The sequence below is a fragment of the Streptomyces sp. 6N223 genome, assembly GCF_052246635.1.
Taxonomy (GTDB): domain Bacteria; phylum Actinomycetota; class Actinomycetes; order Streptomycetales; family Streptomycetaceae; genus Streptomyces.
The window spans coordinates 204,201-230,111 of sequence record NZ_JBQQCA010000001.1; the positions used below are offsets into that span (position 1 = coordinate 204,201).

The following is a 25,911-nucleotide window of genomic DNA, read 5'->3' on the forward strand; positions in this document are numbered from 1 at the left end:
GCTCAGCCCTCCATCACGTAGCCGTGGTGGGCGATCTCGATCGTCTCGATCGCCACCTTGGGGGTGCTCGGGTCGAACGACGGCCCGGTCCAGCGCACCGGCACCACCTCCAGCAGCCCCCACTGCGCCACCTTCCGGCCGTCGCCGGTGCGGGCCTCGATGTGCGCGGTCTTGCGGGTGAAGCCGGTGGTCATGCTCGCGAACCACTTCGCCACCTTCTCGGTGTCGCGGGTGAGGGGGCGGGAGAGCTTGACGTTGGAGTACTTCAGGCGGGTGGGCAGCTGCCACAGGTGCCCGTTGTTGCCGCCCTCCTCGCGCTGCTCCAGCACCACCTCGCAGCCCAGGCCCTCGCACTTGTTGAACGAGCCCAGCTCGATCCCGTCGATGGTGACGACGAAGCAGACGCTGACCGCCGGATCATCATCGGTGACCGCCATGCCGTGCTCCTCTCGCTCTCACTCTCGCTCTCGGTGCCTGTCAGTGCCTGGTGTTGATCAGGAACCCGGCGCGTTCGCGCTCCAGCCGCAGCTCCGCGCGGAGCATCCGGCTGAGCGGCGCGTACAGCGCGCGGACCATCTCGTCGCTGACCGCCGGGGTGCCGGACTGTCCGCCCGCGCCGTCGGCGCCACCGCCTGCCTGCTCGGGGGCCGGGGCCGTGGAGGCGGCGGCCTCCGCCGGGTCGCCCATCCCGGCCGTGGACTCCGCGCCCGGCGGCTCGGGCATCGGCTCCGGGGCGGCGTCCGTCTCGTCCTGCCGCTGCAGGGTCGGCGCCGGAGCCGGCATCGCAGCCGGGGTGTGGAACACCACCGAGCCGTCCGGCATGCGCTGCGCCACCCCGGCGGCCACGGCCACCGCCCCCGCGTCCACCAGGCCACCGGAGGGGGCGGGCCGGGCGTACGCCGGGCCGGGCGTCGCACGCTGCACGGGCGCGGGCGGGGGCGCGGGCGGGGAAGCGAGGCGGCGCGGGCCGGACGGCGGACGGCTGTCCAGAACCGTGGCGTCCTCGGGAACGGCCTGAACGGCCGCCCGCTGCACCGGCGTTGCGGCCGTCGGCCCCGCTCCCGGTCCTGGCCCGGGCGCAGGGGGAGCGGCGGGGGCCTCCCACCGCACCGGCACCACCCTCGGCCCCGCCTCGGGTTCGGGCGGTGACGACGAGGGCTGCTCCGGTGAGGAGAACAGCGGCACCGACCGCTGCGCGACGAGCGGGACCACCGGCCCGGTGGGCGCGGGCACCGGGCCGGTGCGCTCGTCGGTGGCGGCCGGGAGGCGTTGCAGGGGGACAGGGGCATGGCGGACCGCCGGCTCGGGCGGCGTCGGCGCCTCCGGAACGGTCAGCGGGTCCTCGCCGAGCAGCGGCCGCGACGGCGCCTCTTCCCCGGGCCCGGACTCCTGTGCCGGCTCCGCCTCCGGTTCGGGCGCGGGCCCAGGAGGGAAGGGCGACGGGACATCGGCGCGCGCGGCGGGCTCGCGCTGCGCGGTGGGCGGCAGTTCGCTGAGCGGCCGGCCCAGCCCGAAGACGCGCGGCGGCCTGGCCGGTTCGCCGCCCTCGGCGGCGGCCGCCCGCTGCACTGGCCCACGCCCCTCGCTCCTGTCGTCTGCCCCAGGCACGACGGGAGCGCGCGGCGGCGACTCAGGCGACACGACGTCATCGGTCCCCACCGGCGTGAGCTGGCGTTGCAGCCGCGTCTGCGGCGGAGACGCCGAGGTCAGCGGCCTGACCCGCGTCAGCGGCTCCGCCGCAGCCACCCGCTGCACCGGAACGGCCGCCGGAGGCTCCGGCACGCCGCCCCTCCCGGGCGCGGGAAAGTGACGCGTGGCGGGCGGCCCCTCATGGGGAACCGGCTCCGGATCCCGGCTGGGCTCGGCAACCCCGTGCACCAGCCCGGACGGCGCCTCCGGACTGACCACGTGCCCCAGAACCCCGGTCAGCGACGCGTTCTGCCAGGTCCCCAGCGACCCCCGGAACCCGTCGGGATCGACCACCAGATCCAGGTCCCCGACCGTGCGCTGCAGCGGCGGCACCTCCCGCCACCCCGCTGGCCTCGGGCCGGGCCCGGTCCCAGGCCCGGGCGACGGCGCCGCCGCCCCGCGCCGTCGCCCACCGAACCAGGACAGCAACCCCATCAGCGCCGCGCCCCGTTCAGCCGCCCGATCTGCTCCACGTACCGCAGCCGGTCGGCGTGCTCAAGGTCGAGGATCTCGTCCAGCGACCAGTGGAAGTGGTAGGCGAGGTACGCGACCTCCTCGTGGATCCGGTCGGCCGCGTACGTCATGATTCCCCCAGGCGACCACCGCCGCCGCCGCCAGCGCCGCCACCGGACAGGTCCACCGCGAAGCTCTCCTTGCACGCCGGGCAGGTGACCGACGCGCGCGTGTGCCCCTCGGCGTTGATCCGCCGGTAGAAGTCCTGCAGAAACGCCAGATCGGACGCGAAGAGGTCCTCGACGACCCCCGGGTGCACGTCCTCGATCGTGCCCAGCCGGGTGATCACGCGCGAGATCAGCACCACCGACAGGTACGCCGAGTTCTCCCGCACCCGGTCGTCCCGCAGCGGCACCAGCTCGTCCCGCGCCGTCGCCAGCCGCATCACGCCGTCGCGGTGCACCGTGCCCGAGCCGTCCACGTACCCGCGCGGCAGCTCGAAGGCGAACTCCGTCCGCAGCGGCTCCGGCTCCGGCGGGGGAGCGGTGGCAGTGGCGGTCGCGGTCGCCGCGGACCCCGAAATCGCCCGCCGCATCAGAACTCGACTTCCATGCTCTCGTACGTGATCGCCAGCTTCTCGGTGAGCACGGAGGTGTCGCCCGCCTTCAGCGTGCTGATCTCCAGCGACTTGGGCCAGGCGTTGATCAGCTTGTACCGCTTGATCGGGATGCCCTCGAAGTCGTAGACGATGATCGAGCCGTTGCGGCGGGCGTTCGTCATCTGCCCGAACCGCGAGTCCCTGATCCACCGCTCGAAGCTGCTGTCCTCGGTCAGGCCGCGCGTCACCGTGACCTCGCCCGCCTTGGGCCGCCCAGGCAGCTTCTTGATGGCGAACTTGCCGTCGGCGGTGTTCTGCTTCAGCTCGATGACGTCCTGTTCCATCTTCAGCCCGCTCACCTCGGTGATCTGCCGTATGAGCACGCTGTCGAACTCCAGGCCGAAGGAATGCCCGACGGAACTGTCGAGCTCTGGCAGCGGCATGCCACTCTCCTTGTCTCAGTCGGTCACTCGTCGACTCGTCGACTCGTCATTCGTCGACGGCGCTGGTGCCCGCCGAGAGCTGCGCGAGCCGGAACACCACGAACTCCGCCGGCTTGACCGGGGCGACGCCCACCTCGCAGATCACCTGACCGGCGTCGATGCTCTCCGGCGGGTTCGTCTCGCGGTCGCACTTGACGTAGAACGCCTCGTCCGGGGTGAGCCCGAACAGCGAGCCCTTGCGCCACTCGTTGGTGAGGAACGCCGAGACCGTACGGCGGATGCGGGCCCACAGCGCGTCGTCGTTCGGCTCGAACACCACCCACTGGGTGCCCGCCAGGATCGACTCCTCCAGGTAGTTGAAGAGGCGCCGGACATTGAGATAACGCCAGGCCGGGTCGCCCGACAGCGTCCGCGCCCCCCACACCCTGATGCCGCGCCCGGGGAAGGCGCGCACGCAGTTCAGCCCGATGGGATTCAGCAGGTCGTGCTCGCCCTTCGTGAGCTGCGTCTGCAGCCCGATCGCGCCCCGCACCACCTCGTTCGCCGGCGCCTTGTGCACGCCGCGCGTCTCGTCGTTGCGCGCCCAGATCCCGGCGACGTGCCCACTGGGCGGCACGAAGGCGTTCCTTCCCACCGACGGGTCGAAGATCCGCAGCCACGGGTAGTACATCGCGGCGTACTTCGAGTCGAACCCCGTCGTCTCCTGCCGCCAGGCGCGCGCCTGCTGCGGGCTGAGCCCCGGCGGCGGATCGAGGATCGCGATCCGGTCCCCCATCGCCTCACAGTGCGTGATCAATCCCTGCTGCACGGAGACCACCGTCTCCAGATCCAGCGCCCCACGCTCGTAGGCGCTCATGAGATCAGGCGCCGCGACCATCGTGACCTCTTCGACGGCCTCCAGACCGCCGAAGCCGGTCCGCTGATCGGGGTCGCCGACGTACGCCTCCGCCGAGAGCGTCGCGGGCAGCCCCGCCGGGCCGCCGGCGGCGGCGGGCGAGGCCCCGGCCAGCGTCACCGACTGCGCCTCCGGCCGGTCGGGCGCCGCGCCTCTGCTCGCGCCTTCGAGGCCGATGAGCTGCGACTGGGCCTTCACCCGCGTCACGGCGTTGTCCTTGCTGCGCCGCGTCGTCACGCCCTCGTACGTCTCGGCGATCTCCCCACCCCGTCTGACGAGGAGATTGAACGACTCCGGTGGCGCGTCCTCACCGTCCGGCTCCGTCACCTCGACGGAGATCTCGCCGGTGACCCCGGGCAGCGCCCGCACGGTGTACGGCCCGAGCTGCGCGGCCGCCGAGCCGGTGCCGTGGTGGCCCAGGCTCTCGACCCCGCCGCCGCTGCCCTCGTCGGCGCCGATGCGCACGACGTAACAGACGCCACCCCCGTTGGCGAAGAAGCCATACACCGACGAGGCGAGGTACGTCCCCTCGACGAAGTCGCCGAAGACCGTCTGGAACTGCGTCCAGTTGGTGATCAGCGTCGGCTCGTTGAACGGCCCCTGCTGCGCGAACCCGATGAAGGCGGCGACGGAGGTCCCCACCCCTTCGATCGGCCGCGACCCGGATTCCATCTCCTCGATGTAGACACCCGGGGACAGATACTGCGGCATGCCACTCTCCTCGACCGGGAAACGTCAGCGATTCTCGCCGCGCGCCCGTAACCCCAGGAAGAGCGATCGGCCGCACCGGTGTACAGAGCGTGCTGCCCGATGGGGCACGTGGGTGTGCCCGGCCTGATTCCCCGTTCCCGGCGCGAACGATCTCCGCCCGCACGCATCCTGACGGACGTGGCCGGGCGTTCGAGCGTGTGCGGGGCGGGGTGATGCGATGAAGGCCACCCCAGACAGGCCCTCCGCCCCCAGGGACCGCCCACACCCGGCCCGGTCCTCCCCGTCCGCCGCGCCGCCGCAGCCGGCGCCGGCCCCCGCTCCCGCGCGGGGCCTGACGCCCGGCAACCTCACGGCCCTCCAACGTTCCGCCGGCAACGCCGCCGTCTCCCGCCTGGTGGTCCAGCGCTACACCGAGCCGGTCAAGCCGCCCCCCTCCCAGGCGCCGGGCTTCCGGAAGGTCCAGCAGGACGTCACCACCAAGAAGACCAAGCTCGCCACGCACAATCCCCCCGCCACCGAATCTCGCGCCGCCCAGGACGCCGCCGTCGCGCCCCCCGACGACATCGAGGCCCAGGGCAAGGCCGCCAACGCCGAGAAGATGAACGAGGCCAAGCCTGGCGAGTTCGACAAGGCCGCCTTCATCGCCGCCGTCAACGAGGCCATCGACAAGCAGGCCCCAAAGAACCTCGAAGAGGCCGACAACTTCTCCGACTCCGGCAAGGCCGACGAGATCAAGCAGTCCGTCGACGGCAAGGTCTCCGACGGCAAGGAGTCCTCAGCCGAGGACATCGCCACCACCACCGGGGCCCCGCCCGACACCTCCCAGGCGAAGGAGAAGCAGGTCACGCCCATGGAGGCGGACCAGCCACCCGCCAACCCCGGCGCGCCCAACGCCCAGGACGCGACCCCGGAGAAGCAGCCGCCCGAGGTCACCGACTTCTCCGAGGGCCCTGCCGAGACCAACCAGAAAATGGCGGACGCGGAGGTCACCGAGGAACAACTCGCCAAGGGCAACGAACCATCCTTCAACGAGGCCCTGTCCTCCAAGAAGTCCGCAGAGGACCACTCGGCCAAGGCCCCCACCCAGGCCCGCTCGGCCGAGGACGCCCAGCTGGCCCAGACCAAGGCCGCCGCCGCCGAAGAGGGCGCGCAGGCCATGAACCAGCTCACCCAGACGCGCCAGCAGGCCGGGAAGCAGGTCGACAGCGGCAAGGGCGAAACCAAGTCCAAGGACGAGAAACGCCGCGAGGAGGTCACCGCCAAGCTCCAGAGCGTCTTCGACGCCACGAAGAAGGACGTCGAGAACACCCTCAACGGCCTGGACAAACTCGTCGACGACCAGTTCACGGCCGGCGAAAAGACCGCCCGCGACGCCTTCACCGCCGACCACGAACGCCGGATGAAGGAGTACAAGGACGAGCGCTACGGCGGCTTCTTCGGCCCGGCCAAGTGGGCCAAGGACAAGCTCCTCGGGATGCCCGAGGAGGCCAACCAGATCTACCAGCACTCCCGCAGGCTCTACGTCAACAAGATGCAGGGCGTCATCTCCGGCATCGCCGACACCATCGGCCGGGAGCTGGGCAAGGCCAAGGACCGCATCGCCCAAGGCCGCAACGAACTCAAGGCCGAGGTCGACAAGCTCCCCGCCGACCTGAAGCAGTTCGGCCAGGAGGCCGCCGCCGACTTCACCTCACAGTTCGACGACCTCGAGTCCCAGGTCAACGACAAGTCCCAGGAACTCGTCCAGACCCTCGCCCAGAAGTACACCGAGGCCCTCAACGCCGTCGACGAGGAGATCAAGAAGCTCCAGGAAGCCAACAAGGGCCTGGTCCAGAAGGCCATCGACGCCGTTGTCGGAGTCATCCAGACCATCCTCGAGCTCAAAAACCTCCTCCTGAACATCCTTGCCAAGGCCGCCTCCGCCGTGATGAAGATCATCAAGGACCCCATCGGCTTCCTCGGCAACCTCGTCCGCGGCATCGGCCAGGGCCTGCAGAACTTCATCTCCAACATCACCACGCACCTCCAGACCGGCCTGGTCTCGTGGCTCCTGGGCACCGCCGTCAAATCCGGCATCGAGATCCCCTCGAAGTTCGACCTCAAGGGCATCATCCAGCTCATCGCCTCCCTCCTCGGCCTGACATGGGACAACATCCGCGCCAAGATCGTCCGCAAGGGCGTCCCCGAACAGGCCATGGAAGCCGTCGAGGCATCCGTCCCCGTCGCCCAGGCCCTGGCCAAGGAGGGCCCCTCCGGCGCCGTCGAAGAAATCAAGCAGGACACCGGAGACCTGAAGCAGCAAATACTGGACGACCTGAAGTCCTACCTGATCCCCACCGTCATCATCGCGGGCATCACCTGGATCATGTCCCTGCTCACCCCCGCCTCAGCCTTCATCCGGGCGGTCAAGGGCATCATCGACATCGTCACCTTCATCGTCACCCAAGGCGCCCAGATCCTGGAGTTCGTCAACTCCGTCCTCGACGCCGTCATAGCCATCGCCAACGGCGACACCGGCGGCGCCCCTCAACTCATCGAACAGGCCCTGGCCAACTCCATCCCACTCCTCATCGGCTTCCTCGCCGCCCTCATCGGCGTCGGCGGCCTGGCCAACAAGGTCAAATCCGTCTTCCAGAAACTCTCCCGCCCCGTCAACCGCGCCATCGACAAGATCATCACCAAGATCGTCAACGCCGGAAAGCAGCTATGGGCGAAGTTGTCAAAGTCGAAGAGGGAGCGAATTTCATCTAGCCAGCCTGATGGTCCCGCCAAGTCGCAAGACGGTGAAAAATCGACTCGTGTTCGCGAGCTCGTGAGAAGAGATCTGGTAAGAGGCCTTCCCGACGGTATCCCGTCTGAAGAGGTTGTGCCGAAGCTGCAGTCACTCTTCTTGAGCCGAAAGAAGGACGGCCTCGCTGCTCTTAGAGTGGAGCCCGTTGACAGCAAGCCCGGGGGATTTGCTGTATACGTAACCGCGAGTCCGGAAACACGAGAGCACGAGGCAGAGATTGGAGATCTGATACCTCCAGCATCGAACGTTAGTGAGCAGTTGGAGGCTGATGATCTCAAACTTTGGAATTCGATCCCAACGGTCGCAGTGGGGAAGCTTGGATATAATGGGGTGCTCCATCCTCTTGGCAGACATCCAAGTGGGCAGCCAGAGCCCGGTGAGGCTATAAGTCCTCGGCCGGGGGACAAGGGAATCCATGCAGAAAGCCGCGTTCTGCATCAGTATGACAAAATGTTCAAAAATATCAGGGCAGAGCGAATTAATGCTATGGAGGGAAGGAGGAGGGTGAATCTACCCAGAGAGCTGGATCTCGTAATAGAGGTGACTAGAAGTCCGTGTTCGCTCTGCGCTGGAGAAATAGCACGGAAACAGAATCACGCACATGGAATAGGATGGAGGCTCTTTGTTGATGTCGGAGCCGTTGGGCTTTACAAGCCAAATAATCAACAAGGACCAGGGCTGGAAGGGTTGCGTGAGCTTTGGCGTCCCGGGATACGTTTGTCGGTCGTGAATAACTATGATGACGTGATCCCAGATTACTCGGATCTTCCTCCGGATGTGCAAGAAAGAATCCAGAAGCTAATTCGTTCTCGCAATGCAGAGTTGGTAGCAATTATCAGCAATATGAGAGAGAATGTGCGTCGCAGGATCTCGTAGTGCGAGGAAAAATATATGAGAGATTGGAAATTCTTCGTTGCGAAGCTTGAAAGCTGCAATTGGAAGGAGGTGCAGAGTTCCAAGTTCGAATATTGCGAATACTCTTCGCGGTCTCATGACTTGTCCCTCTATCTGTCGTATCACAGCGACAATGAGACGGTGAACCTGCTGATTGTATATCGAAACTCCGGGTATCAAATCCATTTGTCCACATTCATTCGTGGTCAACTGGATAAGCTGCTCGAACTTCTCCTTGCGGAAATGGATGGACTAAGTTCTGAGGGTGTTAGCGACTTGATCGCGAAGCTGGTATCCGAATTCGAAGATACGTATGTGGAGAGAGGGGATGAGGGCTGGATTAGGGTCGCTAGGCCTCAGGGATGACATGATGGCTCGCCCACAGCCACGTGCTGTCGGCCCGATGATTACGGTCGACTCATAATTGGCTAGCCGTTCCAACCGGCCGATCTTGGCCGCTGGTCGCAGTTATCGGCGAAGCGTCTAGCCTTGCTGGAGCGCCACACGCCACTGCCGATTTCGACGGACCGGAGATTTCGGCGTCCCAAGTCAAATTTGGGACACGTGACCTCGCAGAACCAGCGCAGCATAATCGGCAGAAGGATTGTGGCCACAGTTCCTTCGGGGAACCAATCTTCCAGCATGGGCGACCAGTAGTCGGGTGTCGGACATCGAGCGAGGTTATAGGAGCTCAACGTGAAGCCTCTGGTGTTCTGGACGATCTTGCCGTGGGAACCCCTTCCAAGGGCTCTTCCCTTCGGCAGTTGGGGATCCGGTTCGGACGGGCGCGCCAAGATGACGTTCCTTCACGAAAATCAGGCGCCGAAGAACCTAGCCTCCCTGGACAATCCACCGTGGCCTCACCAACATCGCATCCTCTTCTTAAGGAAGCGGACGCCTATCGGACGGATCTGGACCGGCCGTCATTTTCCCCTCATGACAGATCCAACTCGGCCCAGACAGTCTTGCCGACCACGCATGGCTCGACACCCCAGCGCGCTGTGAGCGCGCCGATCAGCGTCATGCCCCGGCCGAACTGATCGTCGTCTGCTGGGGTTCGCTGTATCGGGAGGCACTCGGCGCGTGCGTCGGTGACCTCGATGCGCAGCACCGCCGTCGTCAGCTTCAGGTGGACCCGGAACAGGCGGTCTTGGACGGAGCCGTGCAGCAGCGCATTGCTCGTCAACTCACTGACGACGAGCTCGACATCTCCGGCGAGGTCCGGGTAGCCCCATTCGCCGACGAGCCGCGCCGAGCGGCGCCGGGCCAGGCTGACGCTGCGGGCGAACGGGGTGTAGGTGAGCCGGTCACATGGCTGGCTTCATGGAACGAGCAAGCGAACTGACCAGTGCCTGACCGCGGATCGAGGAGTGCCCTCCGGCGAGCAGCTCGCATGATGCGCTGTCAGATACCCTGAATCGTCACCTGCGGATGGTCGGCGAGCAGCTTGGACAGGTCATCCACGTCCGAGGTGAAGACGATCACGGCGCTCCGCTGATCGAGTGCGGCAACCGCGAGGAAGGTGTCGATCACGTACTTGTGGCCGTGCATCCCAGAGGCCCGGCGGAGTTGCTGGGCCGATCGGGCCTGGTCCAGGCCAAGGGGATGGACCACCAGTCGCGAGGTGATCCAGTTCCAGCGGGCCCACTGGATGCGGCCGTCATCGGCTTCGACGATGGTCAGTGGTGTGACGACGATGGGAATCCCCTCGCGCCGCGCGTCCTCGATGAGTGAGGTGATCATTCGATCGCCCCTCACCGCCCTGGAGAGTGCCTCGCAGTCGAAGACGTAGACAAGCAATTCGGTCACGCTGCGTCCTGGCGCGATGCGGCGATCTGTGCGGCGATGCGGGACTGGGCGGCCTCGCGGACGCGGCGGGCCTCTGCGAGTTCCTCGTCTGTGACGGCGCCGTACTCCTCTTGGAGCCAGTCGGACAGTTCACCGAGTCGGTCGATGCGATCTTGGTGCACAAGAGCCTCTGTGACATACGCCGACAGCTCGCGTTCTCCGATGCGCTCACGGATCGAGCTCAGGAGTTCTTCCGGGATGGTGACGGTTACCCTCTTCATGCTCATACTGGGAATCATACTTCCCCCGAATCTGGACTCTGGCAGCCAGTTCACGGTCCGGTGCGGTGTTACGCACCGCTCCCATGCTGAGGGTCTTGCCGGCCGTCGCTCACGCCGGCTGGGACCGCGAGTGGCAGGTGCGGCGGTAGGTGTCCGGGGGCACGCCGACGGTGCGGTCGAAGTGGCGGCGCAGGGTCGTGGCGGTGCCCAAACCGGTGGCTGTCGCGATGGCGTCGACACCGTGGTCGGTGGTCTCCAGCAACTCCTGGGCGCGGCGGATCCGCTGCGTCAGCAGCCACTGCAGCGGAGTGGTGCCGGTCGCCGCTCTGAAGTGGCGGCCCAGCTTGCGGGAGCTCATCCTCGCTTGGCGCGCCAGGTCTTCGACGGTCAGCGGCTGATCCAACCGTTCGGTCACTCAGGGAAGCAGCGCGGCGAGCGAGTGGTCGTCCCAGGTAGGCACCGGGGTGTGACGAACTGGGCCTGGCTGCCCGCCCGGTGCTGTGGGCACGACCAGGCGGCACCCGCGCCGTCATCGGAGGGTTCACGATGGCCGATGTCGTCACCATCCCCAGCCACCTGTCCATTCCTGAAGTGCGCACCTACATGACGGTCGAGGCGGCCAGGGACTTGTCGGCCCCGGACACGCCGACGCCGGCCGCGGTCGACGAGCGCGGGCGGTCCGCGCAGACCTTCCTCGTCGACGTGGTCGTGCGCTCCGGTGACGCTGAGCGGCGCGCTGTGGCGAGGGGCCAGGACATTTACGCTGTCGCCGCGCCGCTCGTGGTGGAGGCGGTCGACCGCATCCTCACGGGCCGGACCAGGACGGTCGGTGTCGCCTCCGCTGGCGAGATCTTCGACGCACCCGACTTCCCGCGCGCTGTCCGGGGGTACATGTCCCTCGAACTGCCTCAGTAGCGGGCAGGGACCTGGCTGTCCGTGCCATGGTCCCGGGCGTGGGCGCAATGATAAACGAGGCAATTATAGGTCAGTCTATAATTGCCTCGGAGGTGTGCGGTGGACAAGCCCACGGAGATGTTCGACCGGGACTTCGAGTGGTCGGAGCTGGTGAGATTCGCCTCGTACGAGGGCTCGGAGGCGACGCTGGGGGTCGTCTCCGGGCGGCGGCGCCAGGGGAAGACGTTCCTGCTCGACGCGTTGTGCCGGGAGACAGGGGGGTTCTTCTTCGCTGCGAGTGAGGCGACCGAGGCCGAGTCGCTACGGCAGTTCGGGGCCGCACTGGCGCGGTTCGAGGAGCGGAGCGTGCCGTATCGCTTCACGCACTGGGACGAGGCTGTCACGGTGCTCATGGGCGTTGCGGCTCCTGGCGGGCGGCCGGTGGTGGCGGTGCTGGATGAGTTCCCGTTTCTGGCGAAGGCCTCTCCTGAGTTGCCTTCGCTGCTCCAGCGCGCGCTGGGGCCGCAGGCGCGACGCGAGGTCGGGCCGGTGCGGCTGCTGCTGTGCGGCTCGGCGTTGTCCTTCATGGGCGGGTTGCTGGGCGGGACTGCGCCGCTGAGGGGGCGTGCGAGCCTTGAGCTGATCGTGCCGACGCTGGACTACCGGCTGGCCGCGGCGTTCTGGGGCATCACGGATCCGCGTCTCGCGCTGCTGGTGAACGCCGTCGTGGGTGGGACGCCCGCCTATGGGCGCGAGTTCGTCCTGGGAGACAGACCGAAGGATGTGGATGACTTCGGGCCGTGGGTGCTGCGGAACGTGCTGAACCCGGGGCGGCCGCTCTTCCGGGAGGCCAGGTTCCTGCTGGCCGAGGAGCCAGACCTGCATGACACCGCGCTGTATCACGGCGTACTCGCGGCCATCGCCCAGGGCAACCATACGCGGGGCGGCATCGCGGGCTATCTGGAGCGCAAGTCGACGGACCTCGGGCATGCTCTCACTGTGCTGGAGGACACCGGCATGATCGTCCGCGAGCCCGACGCGTTCCACGGCAAGCGCTCCGCGTACCACATCGCCGAGCCGATCCTGACCTTCTATCACGCGCTGATGCGGCCGGAGTGGAGTGATCTGGAACGCCCCGGGCAGGGAGCGGAAGTCTGGCAGCGGTCGCAGGCGACGTTTCACAGCAAGGTCGTCGGGCCGCACTTCGAGCAGGTCTGCCGCAGCTGGACCCGTTGGCACGCCGGCTCCGACACCCTCGGCGGGCGGCGTACGCGTGTGGAGTCGGGCGTTGTCTCCGACCCGGCGGCGAAGACCAGCCATGAGCTTGACGTCGTGGTCTTTGGGAGGGATCAGGACGACCGCGAGTCGCTGCTGGCGATCGGGGAAGTGAAGTGGAACGACGTGATGGGCATCGGGCACCTTCGCCGGCTGGAGCACGTCCGGGAGCTGCTGCGCGCGCGCCAGGGGGAGGGCGCCGCGCGAACACGCCTGCTCTGCTTCAGCGGCGCGGGCTTCACCGATGAGGTGAGGGGCGTGGCCGACCGCGACCCGGGGGTCCAGCTCGTTGGTCTGCAGCGGCTCTACGGCGGCGACTGATCTGGCTCCACGGCCGCACCACTGCGACGTTTCGCACCGCATTCGCCGCCAAGCGAGCCATTCCGTCGCAGTCGTCGGGATCATGGAACGCGGAGGGCCTGGCGGAGCGGGGTCAGGATGGATTCCTCGGGGGCGTGGGCGTCGGCCCAGGTGAAGCGGAGGAGGGTGAGGCCGGGGAGGAGGGTGGCCAGGCGGTTTTGGCGGGTGCGGTCGTGGTAGAGGGCGTGCGGGGTGGCGTGGGGAGTGCGGCCGTCGGCTTCGATGGCGACCAGGTGGGTGGGCCAGGCGAGGTCGAGGCGGTAGCCGCAGGCGTGGTCCGGGTCGCAGACGGGCCACTGGAGGACGGGTGGCGGCAGGCCGCCGTCCTGGCAGATGAGACGGATGCGGGTCTCTAACGGGGACTCGGCGCGATGGTCGGCCAGGCGCATCCACGCGCGGGCCCGCGGGGCGCCCCGGCGGCCGGCGAGGTGGGAGAGGACGGCCGGGCGGTCGGCTGCAGTGAGAAGGGCCTGGTGCAGGGCGGAGTCCAGGGTGCTGACGGCTTCCTCGCGGGGGAGGGCAAGGAGGAGGTCGGCGCAGGTGCGGGCGGGAGTGGTGAGGGGGATGCCGCGCAGGACCGTGCGGGCCTCGGGTCGAAGGACGGTGCGGTGGACGCGAACGCCGGGTCGGTTGCGGACCTCGTGGGCGTACGGGGCGGCGAAGTGGAGGGTGGGGTCGTGGGGGAGGCCCTGGATGCCCAGGAGGCGGGCGGCGGTTGGGCCGGCTGCCACGAGGTTCGGGCCGGCCATGAGGAGCACGGCGCGCACCTGGGCGCGGAGGGATGGGCCTCGAGGGTGATGGCGTACCCAGTACGCGCCCTGGAACAGGCGTGTCCAGGCGCCTGAGCGCACCATGCCGCGAATGGTGCCGCGTCCGACTCCGGCGTCGTGAAGTTGAGCGGCCGTCATCACGCCGTCCTGGCGGGCGACGATGGCGCGCACATGGTGTAGCGGATCGTTGCGGAGTGTCATGGGGTCAGTGTCGGCGTGGGCTCTGACACTGGAGCGGGTGAGGAGAGGAACGGAGAGAGCCAGGCTGCGGCTGCTCGGGGTCGGGGCGATGAACTCGCCCCGGTTCGCGCCCGCCGGGCTGCTGCTGCGGTACGGCGGGCGGGCCGTGGCGTTCGACGGCGGGCCCGGTGCGGACCCGCCCCGGCGGCTGGTCGCGTGGCTGGTGACGGACGAGCGCGCGGAGCTGCGGTCGGAGCTGCGGCGCATGGCGGGGGAGCGGGGGCTGGAGCCGCGCGTGCGAGATCTGGACGTGGCGCGGGGCGGGGTGCGGGTCAGCGTGCACCCGGTGGTGCACACCAGCCATCCGGCGTACGGGTACCGGATCGAGCGCGACGGCCGGGTGGCGGTGTGGGCGCCGGAGTTCTGGGAGTTTCCGGGGTGGGCAGCGGGGGCGGACCTGATGTTCGCCGATGCGTCGTCCTGGACGCGGCCCATCCGCTTCCGTGGCGGCGTCGGCGGCCACGCCAGCGTGCGGGAGGTGGGCGAGCAGGCCGCGCGGCGCGGCGTGCGGCGGGTCGTGTACGCCCACATCGGGCGGCCCAGCATCCGCGCCATGGATGCGGGGCTCGCGCCGGACGTGGGGGAGTGGGGGAGGGAGGGGCGGTCGTACGTGCTATGAGCTCGCGCCGGGGGAGACGCGAGAACGGTCATGTCCGGCAGGCGGCATTGCCTCGCGTCCGGGGGCGGCGAAACATGAAGCTACAGCGGCTGATCGCGGCCAACCCGGACGGCGGCGGCCAGGCCATCGACCCCGTCGTGTTCCGCGACGACGACGGCCGGTGGTGCCAGTACCGGGGCAACGGCTCGCCCTGGGGCGTGCCGCTGAACGACGTCCCCGGCCGAGCGGCTGGGCCGGCCGGACCGAGGCCCGCTCAGCCGCCGATCGCGGTCGCGACCTCGTCGCGCAGCTGCGGCAGCATCTCGTGGAAGATCCCCGGGCACTGCGTGGCGTCGAAGTCCATGTGGCCGTAGATCTCGGTCGCCGGGATGGCGTACTGCACGCACACGTACGCGCACATCAGCACCAGCGTCTCCCACTGCGCGTCCGGCGGGACGGCGCCGTCGTGGTAGGCGCCCTCGTTGGAGATGCCGATGGCCTCGTAGTTCTGGCCCTGGCCGGAGGTGTGGGCGCCGAGCACCAGGCCGTTGCCCGCCGTCAGGGTGGCCAGGCTGTCGTGGCGCCCCTCGGTGATCCAGCCGCCCCGGGAGTTGACGAAGTGGTAGCCGGTGTCGGACCAGCCGTTGTCGTCCATGTGGAGGTCCTGCACCCAGCGCGCGTGGGCGTGGGCCTGCTCCCGGGAGAAGTCGCTGGTGTTCTCGCTGACCGTGTGGTGCACGATGATCTTGTTCGGCGGGGTCTGCAGGATGCTGATGCTGCCCGACGGTGGCCGGGCGTTCCACTCCTCGCAGCTGTCGATGTCCGGCTCGACGAGCGACGCGGACTCGGCGGGCCGCGAGGGGTTCGCGGCCTTGGCGGCGGCCGGGAGGGCGGCAGCGGTGGCGAGGCCCGCGGTGCCGGCCAGCAGGAGGCGACGGCGGATCGAGTGCGCGTTGAGCACGATGACTCCTCTGGGGGGACGAGGGAGGAGGACGGGAAAGGCGGGTGGGGCCGCCGCGGGCACGCGCCGGCCCCACCCCAGGAGCAAACGAGCGCGGAGTTACGGAGTGTTGTTGGCCAGGGCCAACAGGCGGTCACGCGAGCCGTTGAACCAGTTCTGGTCGACGTTGCCGGAGATGCCGCTGACCGAGCCGGAGCTGGTGTACTGCCACACCGTCCAGACCGAGAAGCCGCCCGGGAGGGTCGGGCTGCCGGTGGTCCAGTGCGCCACCCACAGCGGGCTCAGGGAGGCCATGCCGCTCCAGCTGCCGGTGCAGGTGTTCCACCAGCTGGGGCTGGTGTAGATGACCATGTCCCGGCCGGTGCGCGCCTTGTAGGTGTTGTAGAAGTCCATGATCCAGGAGCGCATCGACGAGGTCGACAGGCCGTAGCACGTCGACCCGTACGGGTTGGCCTCGATGTCCAGCACGCCCGGCAGTGTCAGGTTGTCGGCCGACCACGCGCCGCCGTTGGAGGCGAAGTAGTCGGCCTGGGTGGCACCGCTGGAGACGTCGGGACGGGCGAAGTGGTAGGCGCCGCGGATCACTCCGGCGCCGTGCGCCGCCGGGTAGTTGGTGTTGAAGCTCGGGTCCTTGTACGAGGTGCCCTCGGTCGCCTTCATCCAGGCGAACTGGATGCCGGCGTTCCGCACCGAGGTCCAGTTGATCGAGCCCTGCCAGTGCGAGATGTCGATGCCCGGCACGCTGCTCTGGCGCGGTGTCACGCGGGACAGGTCCAGGGGGGCGTCGCCCTCCGGAGCCAGGCCCTGCTCGATCTGGAGGCCCACGCCCATGTAGGCCTCGCCCGGTTCAAGGCTTCCGACGGTGGGTGACGCGGGGGGAGCGGCGCTCGCCGTGGTGCTGAGCGTGGGGGCCACCAGCGCGAGGATGGCGCCGACGGCGGCGGCGAGGGCGGCGCTGCGCCAACGGGGTCTGAGGGGGCGGCGGCTGAGTAACCGCATGACGGGCTACCTCCTGGCTCATCAGGGGTGTGGGGAGGGGATCGCTGACGTCGTCAGGTGGTCGACGGTTGTTGAGGTGAAGATTGACGTGGTCGCGTCACAATCAACGCGCGTCATAAGTGATGCATACGAATCCTTACGGCGTAAAGGTGTTCCGGGTGACCTCTGAGGTCTGGTCCAGTGAAGGACTGTCCGACCTGCGGTTACGCGCGTAAATCGGCGAGAAGTTTCACGCCTGGAGCAGCTCCGTGTACGGGCCGAACTCCGAGGCCAGGGTGAGGCGGCCCAGCTTCTGGTACTCGCGCTGCACGGCGTGGATGAGGTCGGCCATGGTGACCGGGCGGCCGGAGGCGGCCGCGAGGTAGGCCGCCGTGACGGCGATGGAGCGGATGTTGCCGCCGGCCAGTTCGAAGGAGGATGCGCAGAAGTCGAGGTCGAGGTCGTCGGCGCGGGGGAGGAGCGGGCCGAGGCAGCGGTCCCAGAGGACGCGGCGGTGGTCGGCGTCGGGGAGCGGGAAGTCGATGACGAGGTCGAGGCGGCGGGTGAAGGCGTCGTCGAGGTTGGCGCGGAGGTTGGTGGCGAGGATGGCCAGGCCGTCGAAGGTCTCCATGCGCTGCAGCAGGTAGGCGCTCTCGACGTTGGCGTACCGGTCGTGGGCGTCCCTGACCTCCGAGCGCTTGCCGAAGATGGCGTCCGCCTCGTCGAAGAGGAGAACGCCGTTGATCCCGGCGGCCTCGGAGAAGATCCGCTCCAGGTTCTTCTCGGTCTCGCCGACGTACTTGTCGATGACCGTCGCCAGGTCGACGGTGTAGAGGTCGAGCCCCAGGTCGGCGGCGATGACCTCGGCGGACATGGTCTTGCCGGTGCCCGAGTCGCCGGCGAACAGGGCGGTGACGCCCCGGCCCCGGCCGCCGCCCGGGCGCATGCCCCACGCGCCGAGGACGCGGTCGCGGTGGCGGGCGCGCGCGGCCAGCTCGCGGAGCTGCGCCAGGGAGCCGGGCGGCAGCACCAGGTCGGGCCAGCCGACCGCCGGTTCGATGCGGCGGGCGAGGCGGTCCAGGCCGGCGGCGTTCTGGGCGCGGGCGCCGGCGCGCACGTGGTCGCCGCGCAGCGGGCCGCCGTCCAGGGTGGCGGCCTGCGCGGCGGCGCGGGCGGCACGGGTGATCTGGTCGGGCGTCAGGAGAAAGGGCGCCAGCAGGCCGACGACCTCGGGGTGGCCGGGCGGCGGGGCCGGGCCGTCGCAGCCGTCGTACGTCTCGCGCCACAGCGCGGCGCGGGCGGCGGGCTCGACGCGCGGGGCGTGCAGGAGGAGCGGGGAGCGGGCCGACCAGGTGGCGTCCCAGGGGACGCGGCCGACAAGGACGGTCGGCGGGGCCAGGGCGGTGAGGGCGCGGAGCACCTCGGGCCTGTCGGGCAGGAGGGCGTCGATCGGGCCGCACACCAGCCCGGCGTCGGTCAGGCGGGCCTCGCGGGCCAGCACGCGCACGGCCTCGGCGGGCTGCGGGTCGCGGGCCAGGCGGGCGAGGTCCACGCCGATCACGCCCCGCCCGGCGTGGGCGAGCGCGGCGGCCGCCAGCGCGGTGCCGGCGCCGCCCTGGTCCTCGTGAAGGTACGCCAGCGGCACGCCGCCCGCGAGCGAGCGGGCCAGCGGCGCCGGGTCGCCGACGCCCGCCTCGGGCAGGTGGGGCAGGTGGAGCAGGCGCTGAGGGGGTGTGAGGAGCTCGGTGACGCGGGGGGCGGGCGTGTCGTCGCCGAGGAGGTGGGCGGTGACGCGGTCGGGGACGCGGAGGGAGCGCGCCAGGAAGGGGCGTTCGGCGTCCTCGACGAGCAGCAGGCCGCCGGCGCGCAGGGGGGAGTCGGCGGCGAGGCGGGCGCGGGCGCCGGCGTCGGCGGGGGAGAGGGCGCACAGGCCGAGCGCCAGCCCGATGGTGGGGCGGCGGCGGGTCACGTCGTCGTTGAGGTAGCCGTAGAACTGCTCGAAGCGGTCGTCGAGGTCCGGGACGAGGGAGATGAGGAGGATCTCCGTGTCGAGCGCGGTGAGGGAGAAGCCGCGGGTGAGGGCGTTCAGGCGGGTGGGCGTGGGCTGCGCGGCGGCGTTCTCCTCGGCCCGGGCGAGGTGTTCGGCGTCGGCCGGGTCGGGGGCGGCGGTGGGGCGGCCGGCGTCGAGGAGACGCGTGATCGTCTCGTCGCTCAGGTACAGGCCGCGGAAGGGGTCCTCGGGCGCCGGGTCGTTCTGCTGCCGGGCGTGGACGGCGCGGCGCACGCGGCGTTCGACGAGGATGGCGCGGTCGAGGAGGTGACGCAGGCTCGGGTCGGTCATTCGGTCGTTTCTTCCCGCTGTTCCTCGGCGATGCGGGAGGCGATGCCGGGGCGGGCGGCGGCGGTGCGCCGGGCCGTGGCGCGGGCCCTCCGGCGGGAGGCCGGGGTCGGGACGTCGGGGAGCCTGCCGTAGACGGGCCGGCCGCGGCCGCCGGTCGGGGCGGGCTCCGCGGCCGGGGCCAGGCCGGAGAAGCCGAGGCGGAGGCCGTCGTCGCCGACCGGCGGGCCGGCGGTGTAGACCGGCGACTCGGTGAGGGGCACGCTGACCACCAGGTCGAGGGAGGGCTTCAGCTCGCCGCCGAGCGCGCTCCAGACATCGGCGAAGGACCGGTCCTCGGGTGGCGGCAGCGCGATGGTGAGCGGGACGGGCACGACGGCGTCGGCGAGCTGGCCGGTGAGGCGCTCGGGAGGCAGGGCCTCGTAGCGCAGCAGGCAGGTCAGCAATGAGGACAGCAGCCGGTGCTCGTCCTCGGGGCGCTTGGTCCAGGCCGTGATGAGGTACGAGAGCTTGAAGTAGCGCGGCGGCCGGCGCCGGGAGACGACCGAGCCCTCTTCGTCGTACTCGTTGTACAGGCCGCGCTCGCGGCGGCGCATGTCCTCGCGGATGTCGTAGAGGTAGAGGTTGACGGTGGGGGCGTTGACGGTGGCGGCCCACTCGCGGGTCGGGGCGTCGAAGACGACGCTGACCGGGGAGCCCGCCAGCGCGTCGGTGCGGAAGAGGGTGCGCAGCACCTCGTCGACCTCGTGGATCATGCGTGGATCTCCCGCCTCTCAGCTGCGCCCGGCGAAGTCGGGCGGCTGGAGGTTGCCCTGCACCACCAGGAACTCCTCCTCCAGCGGGTCGATGCCGGACGCCACCACCTCGGCGCGGAGCGTTCTCGGGCCTGTCCGGTCCTTGCGCAGGACCAGCATCTGGGCCTCGAAGGTGCCGTCCTCGCCGACGACGACCGGGGAGCGCGCGGCGGTCAGGCCCGGCTCCCAGTCCAGCGCGATGGTGGCGCCGGGCGGGAAGTCCTCGCCCCGCACGATCGCCACCTCGCCGGGGGCGCCGACCTCGGGCGCGAGCGTGATCTCGGGCTGGAGGACGCGGAGCGGGGCGGTGGTGTCGTTGTCGCCCGCGTCGGGGTCGGGGGCGGACGCGGTGGCGCCGGCGCGCACCGTGCCGGTCACCGCGGCGTCGTAGACGGCGGTCTGGTCGATCACCAGGCGCCCGCCCGCCGGGATGGTGCAGGGCTCGGCCTCGGTGCACCCCGGCAGGTCGCTCAGCGTGCGGTCGCCGGGCTCGGAGGCACGCGGCCAGGCGGTGGCCAGCACCACGTCCTCGGCGGGGGCGGGCCCCGCGTTGGTGAGGGTGAAGCGGGCCTGGATCTCGGTGCCGGTGTAGCCGGGGCGGGGCTCGACGGTCGCGGTGACGGCGAGGTCGGCCTCGTCCGGAGGGGTGTCGGAGGGCGGCAGCACGGTGAAGGTGGCGGTGTCGGTGCCGGTGTTGCCGGAGGAGTCGGTCGCCGTGCAGGTCACCTCGGTGGTGCCGACGGGGAAGCGCGAGCCGGGGGCGGGGTCGCAGGTGACGGGCAGCTCTCCCTCCACCTCGTCCTCGGCGGTCGCGGTGAAGTCGATGGGGGCGCCGTTCTCGCCCGGGGCCTCGACGGTGCGGTCGTCCACGATGACGACGGGCGCGGTCACGTCGTTGACGGCGATGCTGATGGTCTGCCGGTAGTCGGGGTCGGGCTCGGGCTCGGGGTCTCCGGGATCGCCGTCCGGATCGCCGTCGCCGCCGTCCGGGCCGCCGTCGGGACTGCCGTCCGGACCTCCGTCGGGGCCGCCGTCGGGTCCGCCGTCCGGTCCACCGTCGGGGCCCTCGTCCTCGCCGCCGACGACACCGCCGACCACGCCGCCAACGGCCGCGCCCCCGTCGGCTCCGCCGTCGTCACCCCCGTCGGGCCCGCCGTCACCACCGTCGGGATCGCCCTCGCAGTCGTCGCCCGTGGAGCCACTGATCAGGCCGCCGAGCAGGCCGCCCAGCAGCCCCACGTTGTCCTCCTCGTCAACGCCGCCGACCAGGCCGGCCGCCAGCCCGAGCAGCGCTGCCTCGCAGTGGCCGGGACCGCCGGTGACGCCGACCGCCGCCCCGGCCGCCACGCCCGCCGCCACGCCGTCCTCGCCGCCCACGGCACCCCCGACAGCCCCTCCGACGGCAACGCCACCGCCGCCCGCGTCCGACTCGTCGCCGCCGTCCGGACCGCCCGCGACCCCGACCGCCGCCCCGGCGGCCACGCCCGCGACGGCGCCCTCGTCGCCGCCGCCCACCGCGCCGCCGACAACCCCGCCGACCGCTCCGGCGACGTGCCCGCCGTGGAGCCCCCGGTACGCCTCCCGCAGCTCCTCGGGCGTCGGCTCGCCGCTCGGCGCCCGGCCGTCCAGCAGGAACTGCACGGTGCAGTTCAGCACGGCGCCCTGCTCGGCGTACTCCGCCACCTCGATCCTCTCCGTGAAGGTGGCGACCTCGCCGCTGGTCACCGTCTGGCTCGACGGCTCCAGCGTGACGTCGAGCGCCGGATCGCAGCCCACCGTCTCGTAGCCGACGGTGGTGCGAAGGTTGGTCAGGCCCTCGGTGACGGACGCGCTGACCCCGCCCGCGTCGATCCCCGTGAACAGCCGCCCCCTGGTGGCCTCCACGACCGCCGCGGCCTGGCCCGGCTCGTGCGGCGGCTCGCTGCCCCAGTCGGCGGTGCCGTCGCCGTCGAGCCCGTCGCCGATGTCGGTCTCCACGTCCACCGCCAGGACCCGCACGCCCGCGGCCGTGAGCACGTCGATCGCGTCGTCCAGGGTGTGCCCCGCGCTCGGGTCGTGGCTGGAGGCGTCGCCGACCAGCACGACGACCGGGCTCGCGCCCTCGCGGAACTCCGTCGTCCCGCCGGCGCCGTTCCCGATCTGCCACAGCGCGTTGATCCAGTCCTCGGCCGGGCCGTCGCTGAACGCCCCCCGATCCGCGGTGAGGCGGTCCACCGCGTCCGCCACCTCGTTCAGGTCGTAGGTCAGTCCCTGCAGCACCTCGAACGCCCGCGCGCCGTCGACCTGGGCGTCGCCGTAGGCCGCCACCGCGAACCGCGAGTCGGGCTGCTGCTCGCGCACCGCGCCGGTGATGGCGTCCAGGTTGTCCTGCACGTTCTCGATGGTCGGCTCCATGCTCTGCGTGCCGTCCACCAGCAGCACCACCTCCGGCCTCGGCGGCACGACCGGCGTGCGCACCCGGGCCTCGGCGGTGGTCGCCTCGCCCGGGTCGAGCGCCGACTCCACCAGGGCGGGCGTCACGCCGGGATCGTCGGGGCCGCGGGCGTTCACCAGGGAGCCCGAGACGAGGACGAGCGTGAGCAGCATGGCGGCGGTCAGCAGCAGGCCCAGCGTGCTCGGCCGCCGGAAGCCAGGGCCCGGACGGCTCACGTGACCCAGGCGGATGCGCTGAAACCCCCGCACGGAACACCCCATTCGAGATCGGCGCATTCGAGATCATTCGAGACAGGCGCGCTGACCTCCACGGTCGCCCTCCGGGGCGGATCCCGCAGCGGGGAGCGAGCCAGACCTTCGGGAAGGGGCCGGTGCACGAAAGGGCGGACGCGCGGACAGGAACCCGCCGCGCGCCCGCACTCCCGAGAGCGTCGCGTGAACAGACGTCAGATCAGGCCCTGCCGCAGCGCGTACGCCACGGCGTGGGAGCGGTTTTTCAGATTCAGCCGTGTCATGACGGCGTGCAGCACGTTCTTGATCGTCCGCTCGGAGTAGGAGAGCTTCAGCGCGATGTCCGCCGTGTCGTATCCCTCGGCGACCAGCCGCAGCACCTCGACCTCCCTGGCCGCGAGCCCGGTGAAGTTCAGCCCCCGGGGTTCCAGGATCTGTCCCTGCACCCGGCCGACCTGGGCGAGCAGGCTGCCCAGCAGGTCGGGCGGGACGTACCCCTCGCCCTTCGCCACGGCGCCGATGACCTGCACCATGCGCTCGGGCGTCGCCTCGGAGCGGCGGACCACGCCGACGAAGCCGCACTCGGCGGCGTTGACCAACTGCTGCTCGTCGACGTGCGTGACGATCAGGACGCCGCGGGCCGAGGTACCGCGGTGGATCTGCCGCAGCAGACGCAGCACGTCGTCGTCGATGGCGTCGACGACCACGATGACCACCTGGGGCGGTTCGGCGCCGCCCTGCTCGGCCAGGCGGATCTCCGGCCTGGTGCGAAGATGACTTGCCACCCCCGCCCGCGAAATGGGGTCCTCGGCATGCAGGTCGACTAATACGCGATCCGTAGTAGTGGTGGTGGTGTTGTTCACGTGGTTGATCCCCCGATCACGCGTGACTCCCCCCGGCAGTTGGTGACGTGCTCGCTCAACTCGCCTGTCTCAACGCCCTGGGCCCCTGGGAGGCGGCCCCCCATTACCTGATTCCCCGGTAACCATAGGATTAATAAGGAAGCTTGACGATGGCTCAGAGGGAACCTTTGCTGCCCGAAAGTGTTCCTGTACGGCCGCTGTCGCGGGCTCCCGCGCGCCGTACGGTCCGGGCATGACTGTTTCGGCGAGCCTGGCTGAGTCCTCCGTCACCGTAGAGCCCGGTGCCGAGGAGCGAGTCGCGGTGCACGTGCTCAACTCCGGTGACACCGTGGAGGAGGTCACGTTCGAGGTGGTCGGGGCGTGCGCCGCCTGGGCCACGGTGGAGCCGGGCAGCCTCTCGCTCTATCCCGGCCGCTCCGGGGCCGCCATGCTCACGCTGCGGCCGCCGCGCGGCGCCGAGGTCCCGGCCGGCGAGACGCCGTTCGGCGTCCGGGTCGTGCCGACGAGCGAGGCGAGCGAGACGGTGGTCCCCGAGGGCACCGTCACCGTGACGCCCTTCACCGAGGTCACCGGCGAGCTGGTGCCGCGCGGCTCCCACAGCTCCTGGCGCGGCCGTCACAAGGTCGCGGTCGACAACACCGGCAACGTGCCGGCCAAGGTGACGCTGACCGGGCAGCAGGGAACCGAACGCGCCCGCCTGGCGTTCGAGCCCGCCGAGCTGGAGATCCCGCCGGGGCAGGCGAAGTTCGGGCAGCTCACCGTGCGCCCGGCCAACCGGGTGTGGCGCGGCTCGCCGATCACCCACCCCTTCCAGGCCGTGGTGACGCCCCAGGTGGCGGAGGGCGAGACGGCGCCCGCGCCGGTCGTCCTGGACGGGGCGTACGAGCAGCAGCCCATCCTGCCGAGCTGGCTGCCCCGCGCGCTGCTGGCGGCCGCGGTGGTGGCGATCCTGCTGGTCGGCCTCTGGTACTCGGTGCTGCGGCCCACCGTGGAGTCGGCGGCGCGGGAGGCGATCACGCCCGAGGCCATCCAGGACGCCCAGGACACCGAGGGCAGCTCGGACGGCGGCAGCGAGGGCGGACAGTCGGTCGGCGGCGGCAGCGGGGGCGCCGACGCCGGCGGTGCCGACGGCGGCATCGACAGCGGCGTCACCGGGGGCACCGGCGGCACCGAGGAAGAGCCCGGCGGCGGTGGCCCGGGCGGCACGGGCGGGTCGGACGGCGCCGGCACGGGTGGGCCGGACGGCGGCGAGACGGTGACGGGGCCGACCAGCGACCGGCGGCAGATCCAGGACGCCGTGGGCGGCGAGAGGGAGGAGGACGTCGTGATGACGGTGCCCGAGGGCAGCACCTTCGAGCTGACCGACGTCCTGGTGCAGAACCCGCAGGGAGACGCCGGATCGCTGGTCATCTCCAGCGGCGGGGAGCCGCTGTGGAGCATGGCGCTGGAGAACTTCCGCGACTGGGACCAGCACTTCGTCTCGGGGATCGCGGTGCCCGCCGGGGGCGAGATCACGGTGTCCCTGGACTGCCGGGAGGTCGGCACGCCGGTGGGCGCGCCCGAGCTGTCCGAGTGCTCCGAGGCGGTCTTCGTCAGCGGGGTGCTGACGGCGAACTGACGCGGGCACGGGCCGGGGCCGGTTCGCACCGACGCGGAACGCACGGGCCGGGGTGCCGGGCCGCCGCCCGCACGGAAGCGCGCCCGTCCCGGGCCCCGGGCCCCGGAGCCGGGCCGGGCGCCCGTCGGGGTCGGTCACGCCTCGGGCGGCGCCTCCTCTTCTTCCTGAGCCCCGGCGTCCGTCGCGGTGCGCTGCACGAACTCGCCCTGCACGTCGGCCGGTTCCTCGTCCTCGCCCTCCGACTCGCTCTGCCGCTGCACCGGCGCCGGCGCGCCGGCCGGGGCCGCGGCCTCCGCGGGGGCGGGGGCGATGGCGGCGGGAGCGGGCTGGGACATGACGCGTTCGGCGGTGGCGGCGGCCTCCTGCTCGAAGCGGTCGGAGGGATCGCTGACGCGGATCCCGCCGGGCGCCTCCGTGCCGTCGACCGGGCCGCTCCGCTGCTGGATGACGTGGGTCAGCTCGTGGGCGAGGGTGGTCCGCCCCGTGCTCGAGGCGGGGTCGTAGGCGTCGCGCTGGAAGACCACGTCGCTGCCGACGGTGTACGCGCGGGCGCCGACGTCCTGGGCCGACTCGTGGGCGGCGGTGCCGGTGTGCACCCGCACGTCGGAGAAGTCGGCGCCGAGCCGGGCCTCCATGTCGCGGCGCACGTCGCCCTCCAGCGGGTCGCCGCCCGAGGCGATGACGTCGTGCACCGAGGAGCGCTCGGCGGTCTCCTCCGCGGCGTCGCCCGGCTCGCGCGGGAGCGCCGAGCCCACGGCGGCGTTGCCGACCGTCCGCTGGAGGGTGCCCATGCCGTGCCGCCCGATCACGTCGGGCCGGCCGGCGACGGCGGCGCGCAGCAGGTGCGGCAGCTCCGCCGGGGTGTCGAGCGCCCCCGGCGTACGCCGCTGCCGGGGGGACTCGTCGTGCTCGTGTTCGTGCTCGTGTGCGTGCATCTGGCTCTCCCCTCGCGTCCAGCGTGACGGCGGGGAACGGCGGCCGTCCAGACCGGGCGATGGCGGGCGGAGGCAGAGTG

General features: G+C 70.8%; 21 protein-coding genes and 2 pseudogenes. 5 read left to right on the top strand and 18 right to left on the bottom strand.

Features of this window, described 5'->3' with window-relative positions:
- Positions 1 to 2 precede the first annotated feature (2 nt).
- The 6 genes from ACTWQH_RS00830 to ACTWQH_RS00855 all read right to left on the bottom strand — a co-directional run bounded on the left by ACTWQH_RS00830 (position 3) and on the right by ACTWQH_RS00855 (position 4,789).
- Complete coding sequence (locus tag ACTWQH_RS00830; protein ID WP_443284294.1) at positions 3 to 437, bottom strand: phage tail protein; 435 nt, start codon at positions 435 to 437, stop codon at positions 3 to 5.
- 40 nt (positions 438 to 477) lie between these two features.
- A complete protein-coding gene (locus ACTWQH_RS00835; protein ID WP_443284295.1) occupies positions 478 to 2,022 on the bottom strand; it encodes a hypothetical protein in 1,545 nt (514 codons plus the stop codon).
- A gap of 101 nt (positions 2,023 to 2,123) precedes the next feature.
- Entirely contained in the window at positions 2,124 to 2,273 is a 150-nt protein-coding gene (locus ACTWQH_RS00840) for a DUF6760 family protein (RefSeq protein WP_443284296.1), read from the bottom strand.
- Entirely contained in the window at positions 2,270 to 2,737 is a 468-nt protein-coding gene (locus tag ACTWQH_RS00845) for a hypothetical protein (protein WP_443284297.1), read from the bottom strand. Before ACTWQH_RS00845 ends, ACTWQH_RS00840 begins: the two co-directional genes overlap by 4 nt.
- A complete protein-coding gene (locus tag ACTWQH_RS00850) occupies positions 2,737 to 3,183 on the bottom strand; it encodes a phage tail protein (protein WP_443284298.1) in 447 nt (148 codons plus the stop codon). The genes ACTWQH_RS00845 and ACTWQH_RS00850 overlap by 1 nt, the downstream gene beginning before the upstream one ends.
- 46 nt (positions 3,184 to 3,229) lie before the next feature.
- Positions 3,230 to 4,789: a phage tail sheath subtilisin-like domain-containing protein gene (locus tag ACTWQH_RS00855; protein WP_443284299.1), complete on the bottom strand. Its 1,560-nt coding sequence runs from the start codon at positions 4,787 to 4,789 to the stop codon at positions 3,230 to 3,232.
- Between the two features lie 394 nt (positions 4,790 to 5,183).
- Here ACTWQH_RS00855 and ACTWQH_RS00860 point away from each other — a divergent pair, with 394 nt between their 5' ends.
- Entirely contained in the window at positions 5,184 to 8,456 is a 3,273-nt protein-coding gene (locus ACTWQH_RS00860; protein ID WP_443284300.1) for a phage tail protein, read from the top strand.
- A 952-nt stretch (positions 8,457 to 9,408) separates the two neighbouring features.
- On the opposite strand, the gene ACTWQH_RS00865 is transcribed toward ACTWQH_RS00860, so the two are convergent.
- From ACTWQH_RS00865 to ACTWQH_RS00880, 4 genes and pseudogenes are all read right to left on the bottom strand, one after another.
- On the bottom strand, positions 9,409 to 9,744 hold the full coding sequence (locus ACTWQH_RS00865; protein WP_443284445.1) for an ATP-binding protein: 336 nt from the start codon (positions 9,742 to 9,744) through the stop codon (positions 9,409 to 9,411).
- A 134-nt stretch (positions 9,745 to 9,878) separates the two neighbouring features.
- Complete coding sequence (locus ACTWQH_RS00870; protein WP_443284301.1) at positions 9,879 to 10,283, bottom strand: hypothetical protein; 405 nt, start codon at positions 10,281 to 10,283, stop codon at positions 9,879 to 9,881.
- Positions 10,280 to 10,549, bottom strand: coding sequence for a hypothetical protein (locus ACTWQH_RS00875; RefSeq protein ID WP_443284302.1), 270 nt, complete (start codon positions 10,547 to 10,549; stop codon positions 10,280 to 10,282). The genes ACTWQH_RS00870 and ACTWQH_RS00875 overlap by 4 nt, the downstream gene beginning before the upstream one ends.
- Positions 10,550 to 10,652: 103 nt before the next feature.
- Positions 10,653 to 11,047 (bottom strand): annotated as a pseudogene (locus tag ACTWQH_RS00880) (helix-turn-helix domain-containing protein); the annotation flags it as partial.
- Positions 11,048 to 11,053: 6 nt separating this feature from the next.
- On the opposite strand from ACTWQH_RS00880, the pseudogene ACTWQH_RS00885 reads away from it, so the two are divergent.
- A pseudogene (locus tag ACTWQH_RS00885) lies at positions 11,054 to 11,458 on the top strand (saccharopine dehydrogenase); the annotation flags it as partial.
- A 99-nt stretch (positions 11,459 to 11,557) separates the two neighbouring features.
- On the top strand, positions 11,558 to 13,033 hold the full coding sequence (locus ACTWQH_RS00890; protein WP_443284303.1) for an ATP-binding protein: 1,476 nt from the start codon (positions 11,558 to 11,560) through the stop codon (positions 13,031 to 13,033).
- Between the two features lie 80 nt (positions 13,034 to 13,113).
- Here ACTWQH_RS00890 and ACTWQH_RS00895 read toward each other — a convergent pair whose 3' ends face one another.
- The gene (locus ACTWQH_RS00895; RefSeq protein WP_443284304.1) at positions 13,114 to 14,043 is read right to left on the bottom strand and encodes a type IV toxin-antitoxin system AbiEi family antitoxin domain-containing protein; all 930 of its coding nucleotides are present in this window, start codon (positions 14,041 to 14,043) and stop codon (positions 13,114 to 13,116) included.
- A 37-nt stretch (positions 14,044 to 14,080) separates the two neighbouring features.
- Here ACTWQH_RS00895 and ACTWQH_RS00900 point away from each other — a divergent pair, with 37 nt between their 5' ends.
- Positions 14,081 to 14,701: an MBL fold metallo-hydrolase gene (locus ACTWQH_RS00900; RefSeq protein WP_443284305.1), complete on the top strand. Its 621-nt coding sequence runs from the start codon at positions 14,081 to 14,083 to the stop codon at positions 14,699 to 14,701.
- Positions 14,702 to 14,954: 253 nt separating this feature from the next.
- Here ACTWQH_RS00900 and ACTWQH_RS00905 read toward each other — a convergent pair whose 3' ends face one another.
- From ACTWQH_RS00905 to ACTWQH_RS00930, 6 genes are all read right to left on the bottom strand, one after another.
- A complete protein-coding gene (locus tag ACTWQH_RS00905; RefSeq protein WP_443284306.1) occupies positions 14,955 to 15,641 on the bottom strand; it encodes a peptidoglycan recognition protein family protein in 687 nt (228 codons plus the stop codon).
- 99 nt (positions 15,642 to 15,740) lie between these two features.
- Positions 15,741 to 16,640 carry a lysozyme gene (locus tag ACTWQH_RS00910; RefSeq protein ID WP_443284307.1) on the bottom strand — a complete coding sequence of 300 codons (900 nt, stop codon included), beginning with the start codon at positions 16,638 to 16,640 and terminating at the stop codon, positions 15,741 to 15,743.
- 229 nt (positions 16,641 to 16,869) lie between these two features.
- Complete coding sequence (locus tag ACTWQH_RS00915) at positions 16,870 to 18,960, bottom strand: ATP-binding protein (protein ID WP_443284308.1); 2,091 nt, start codon at positions 18,958 to 18,960, stop codon at positions 16,870 to 16,872.
- Entirely contained in the window at positions 18,957 to 19,712 is a 756-nt protein-coding gene (locus ACTWQH_RS00920; protein WP_443284309.1) for a DUF4255 domain-containing protein, read from the bottom strand. Before ACTWQH_RS00920 ends, ACTWQH_RS00915 begins: the two co-directional genes overlap by 4 nt.
- 18 nt (positions 19,713 to 19,730) lie before the next feature.
- Positions 19,731 to 22,400 (bottom strand): HYR domain-containing protein, encoded by a 2,670-nt coding sequence (locus tag ACTWQH_RS00925; RefSeq protein WP_443284310.1) that lies wholly within the window; start codon positions 22,398 to 22,400, stop codon positions 19,731 to 19,733.
- A gap of 230 nt (positions 22,401 to 22,630) precedes the next feature.
- On the bottom strand, positions 22,631 to 23,200 hold the full coding sequence (locus ACTWQH_RS00930) for a helix-turn-helix transcriptional regulator (protein ID WP_443284446.1): 570 nt from the start codon (positions 23,198 to 23,200) through the stop codon (positions 22,631 to 22,633).
- A gap of 310 nt (positions 23,201 to 23,510) precedes the next feature.
- Between ACTWQH_RS00930 and ACTWQH_RS00935 the strand changes: the two genes are divergently transcribed.
- Positions 23,511 to 24,896: a COG1470 family protein gene (locus ACTWQH_RS00935; protein WP_443284311.1), complete on the top strand. Its 1,386-nt coding sequence runs from the start codon at positions 23,511 to 23,513 to the stop codon at positions 24,894 to 24,896.
- 134 nt (positions 24,897 to 25,030) lie between these two features.
- On the opposite strand, the gene ACTWQH_RS00940 is transcribed toward ACTWQH_RS00935, so the two are convergent.
- Positions 25,031 to 25,831, bottom strand: coding sequence for an eCIS core domain-containing protein (locus ACTWQH_RS00940; protein ID WP_443284312.1), 801 nt, complete (start codon positions 25,829 to 25,831; stop codon positions 25,031 to 25,033).
- Between the last annotated feature and the right edge of the window lie 80 nt (positions 25,832 to 25,911).

Bases quoted from the DNA above. Each gene is read 5' to 3' on its own strand.
- ACTWQH_RS00935 (WP_443284311.1), top strand. From the start codon at position 23,511: ATGACTGTTTCGGCGAGCCTGGCTGAGTCCTCCGTCACCGTAGAGCCC.
- ACTWQH_RS00855 (WP_443284299.1), bottom strand. From the start codon at position 4,789: ATGCCGCAGTATCTGTCCCCGGGTGTCTACATCGAGGAGATGGAATCC.
- ACTWQH_RS00840 (WP_443284296.1), bottom strand. From the start codon at position 2,273: ATGACGTACGCGGCCGACCGGATCCACGAGGAGGTCGCGTACCTCGCC.
- ACTWQH_RS00875 (WP_443284302.1), bottom strand. From the start codon at position 10,549: ATGAGCATGAAGAGGGTAACCGTCACCATCCCGGAAGAACTCCTGAGC.
- ACTWQH_RS00845 (WP_443284297.1), bottom strand. From the start codon at position 2,737: ATGCGGCGGGCGATTTCGGGGTCCGCGGCGACCGCGACCGCCACTGCC.
- ACTWQH_RS00915 (WP_443284308.1), bottom strand. From the start codon at position 18,960: ATGACCGACCCGAGCCTGCGTCACCTCCTCGACCGCGCCATCCTCGTC.
- ACTWQH_RS00895 (WP_443284304.1), bottom strand. From the start codon at position 14,043: ATGACACTCCGCAACGATCCGCTACACCATGTGCGCGCCATCGTCGCC.
- ACTWQH_RS00940 (WP_443284312.1), bottom strand. From the start codon at position 25,831: ATGCACGCACACGAGCACGAACACGAGCACGACGAGTCCCCCCGGCAG.
- ACTWQH_RS00830 (WP_443284294.1), bottom strand. From the start codon at position 437: ATGGCGGTCACCGATGATGATCCGGCGGTCAGCGTCTGCTTCGTCGTC.
- ACTWQH_RS00920 (WP_443284309.1), bottom strand. From the start codon at position 19,712: ATGATCCACGAGGTCGACGAGGTGCTGCGCACCCTCTTCCGCACCGAC.
- ACTWQH_RS00850 (WP_443284298.1), bottom strand. From the start codon at position 3,183: ATGCCGCTGCCAGAGCTCGACAGTTCCGTCGGGCATTCCTTCGGCCTG.
- ACTWQH_RS00910 (WP_443284307.1), bottom strand. From the start codon at position 16,640: ATGCGGTTACTCAGCCGCCGCCCCCTCAGACCCCGTTGGCGCAGCGCC.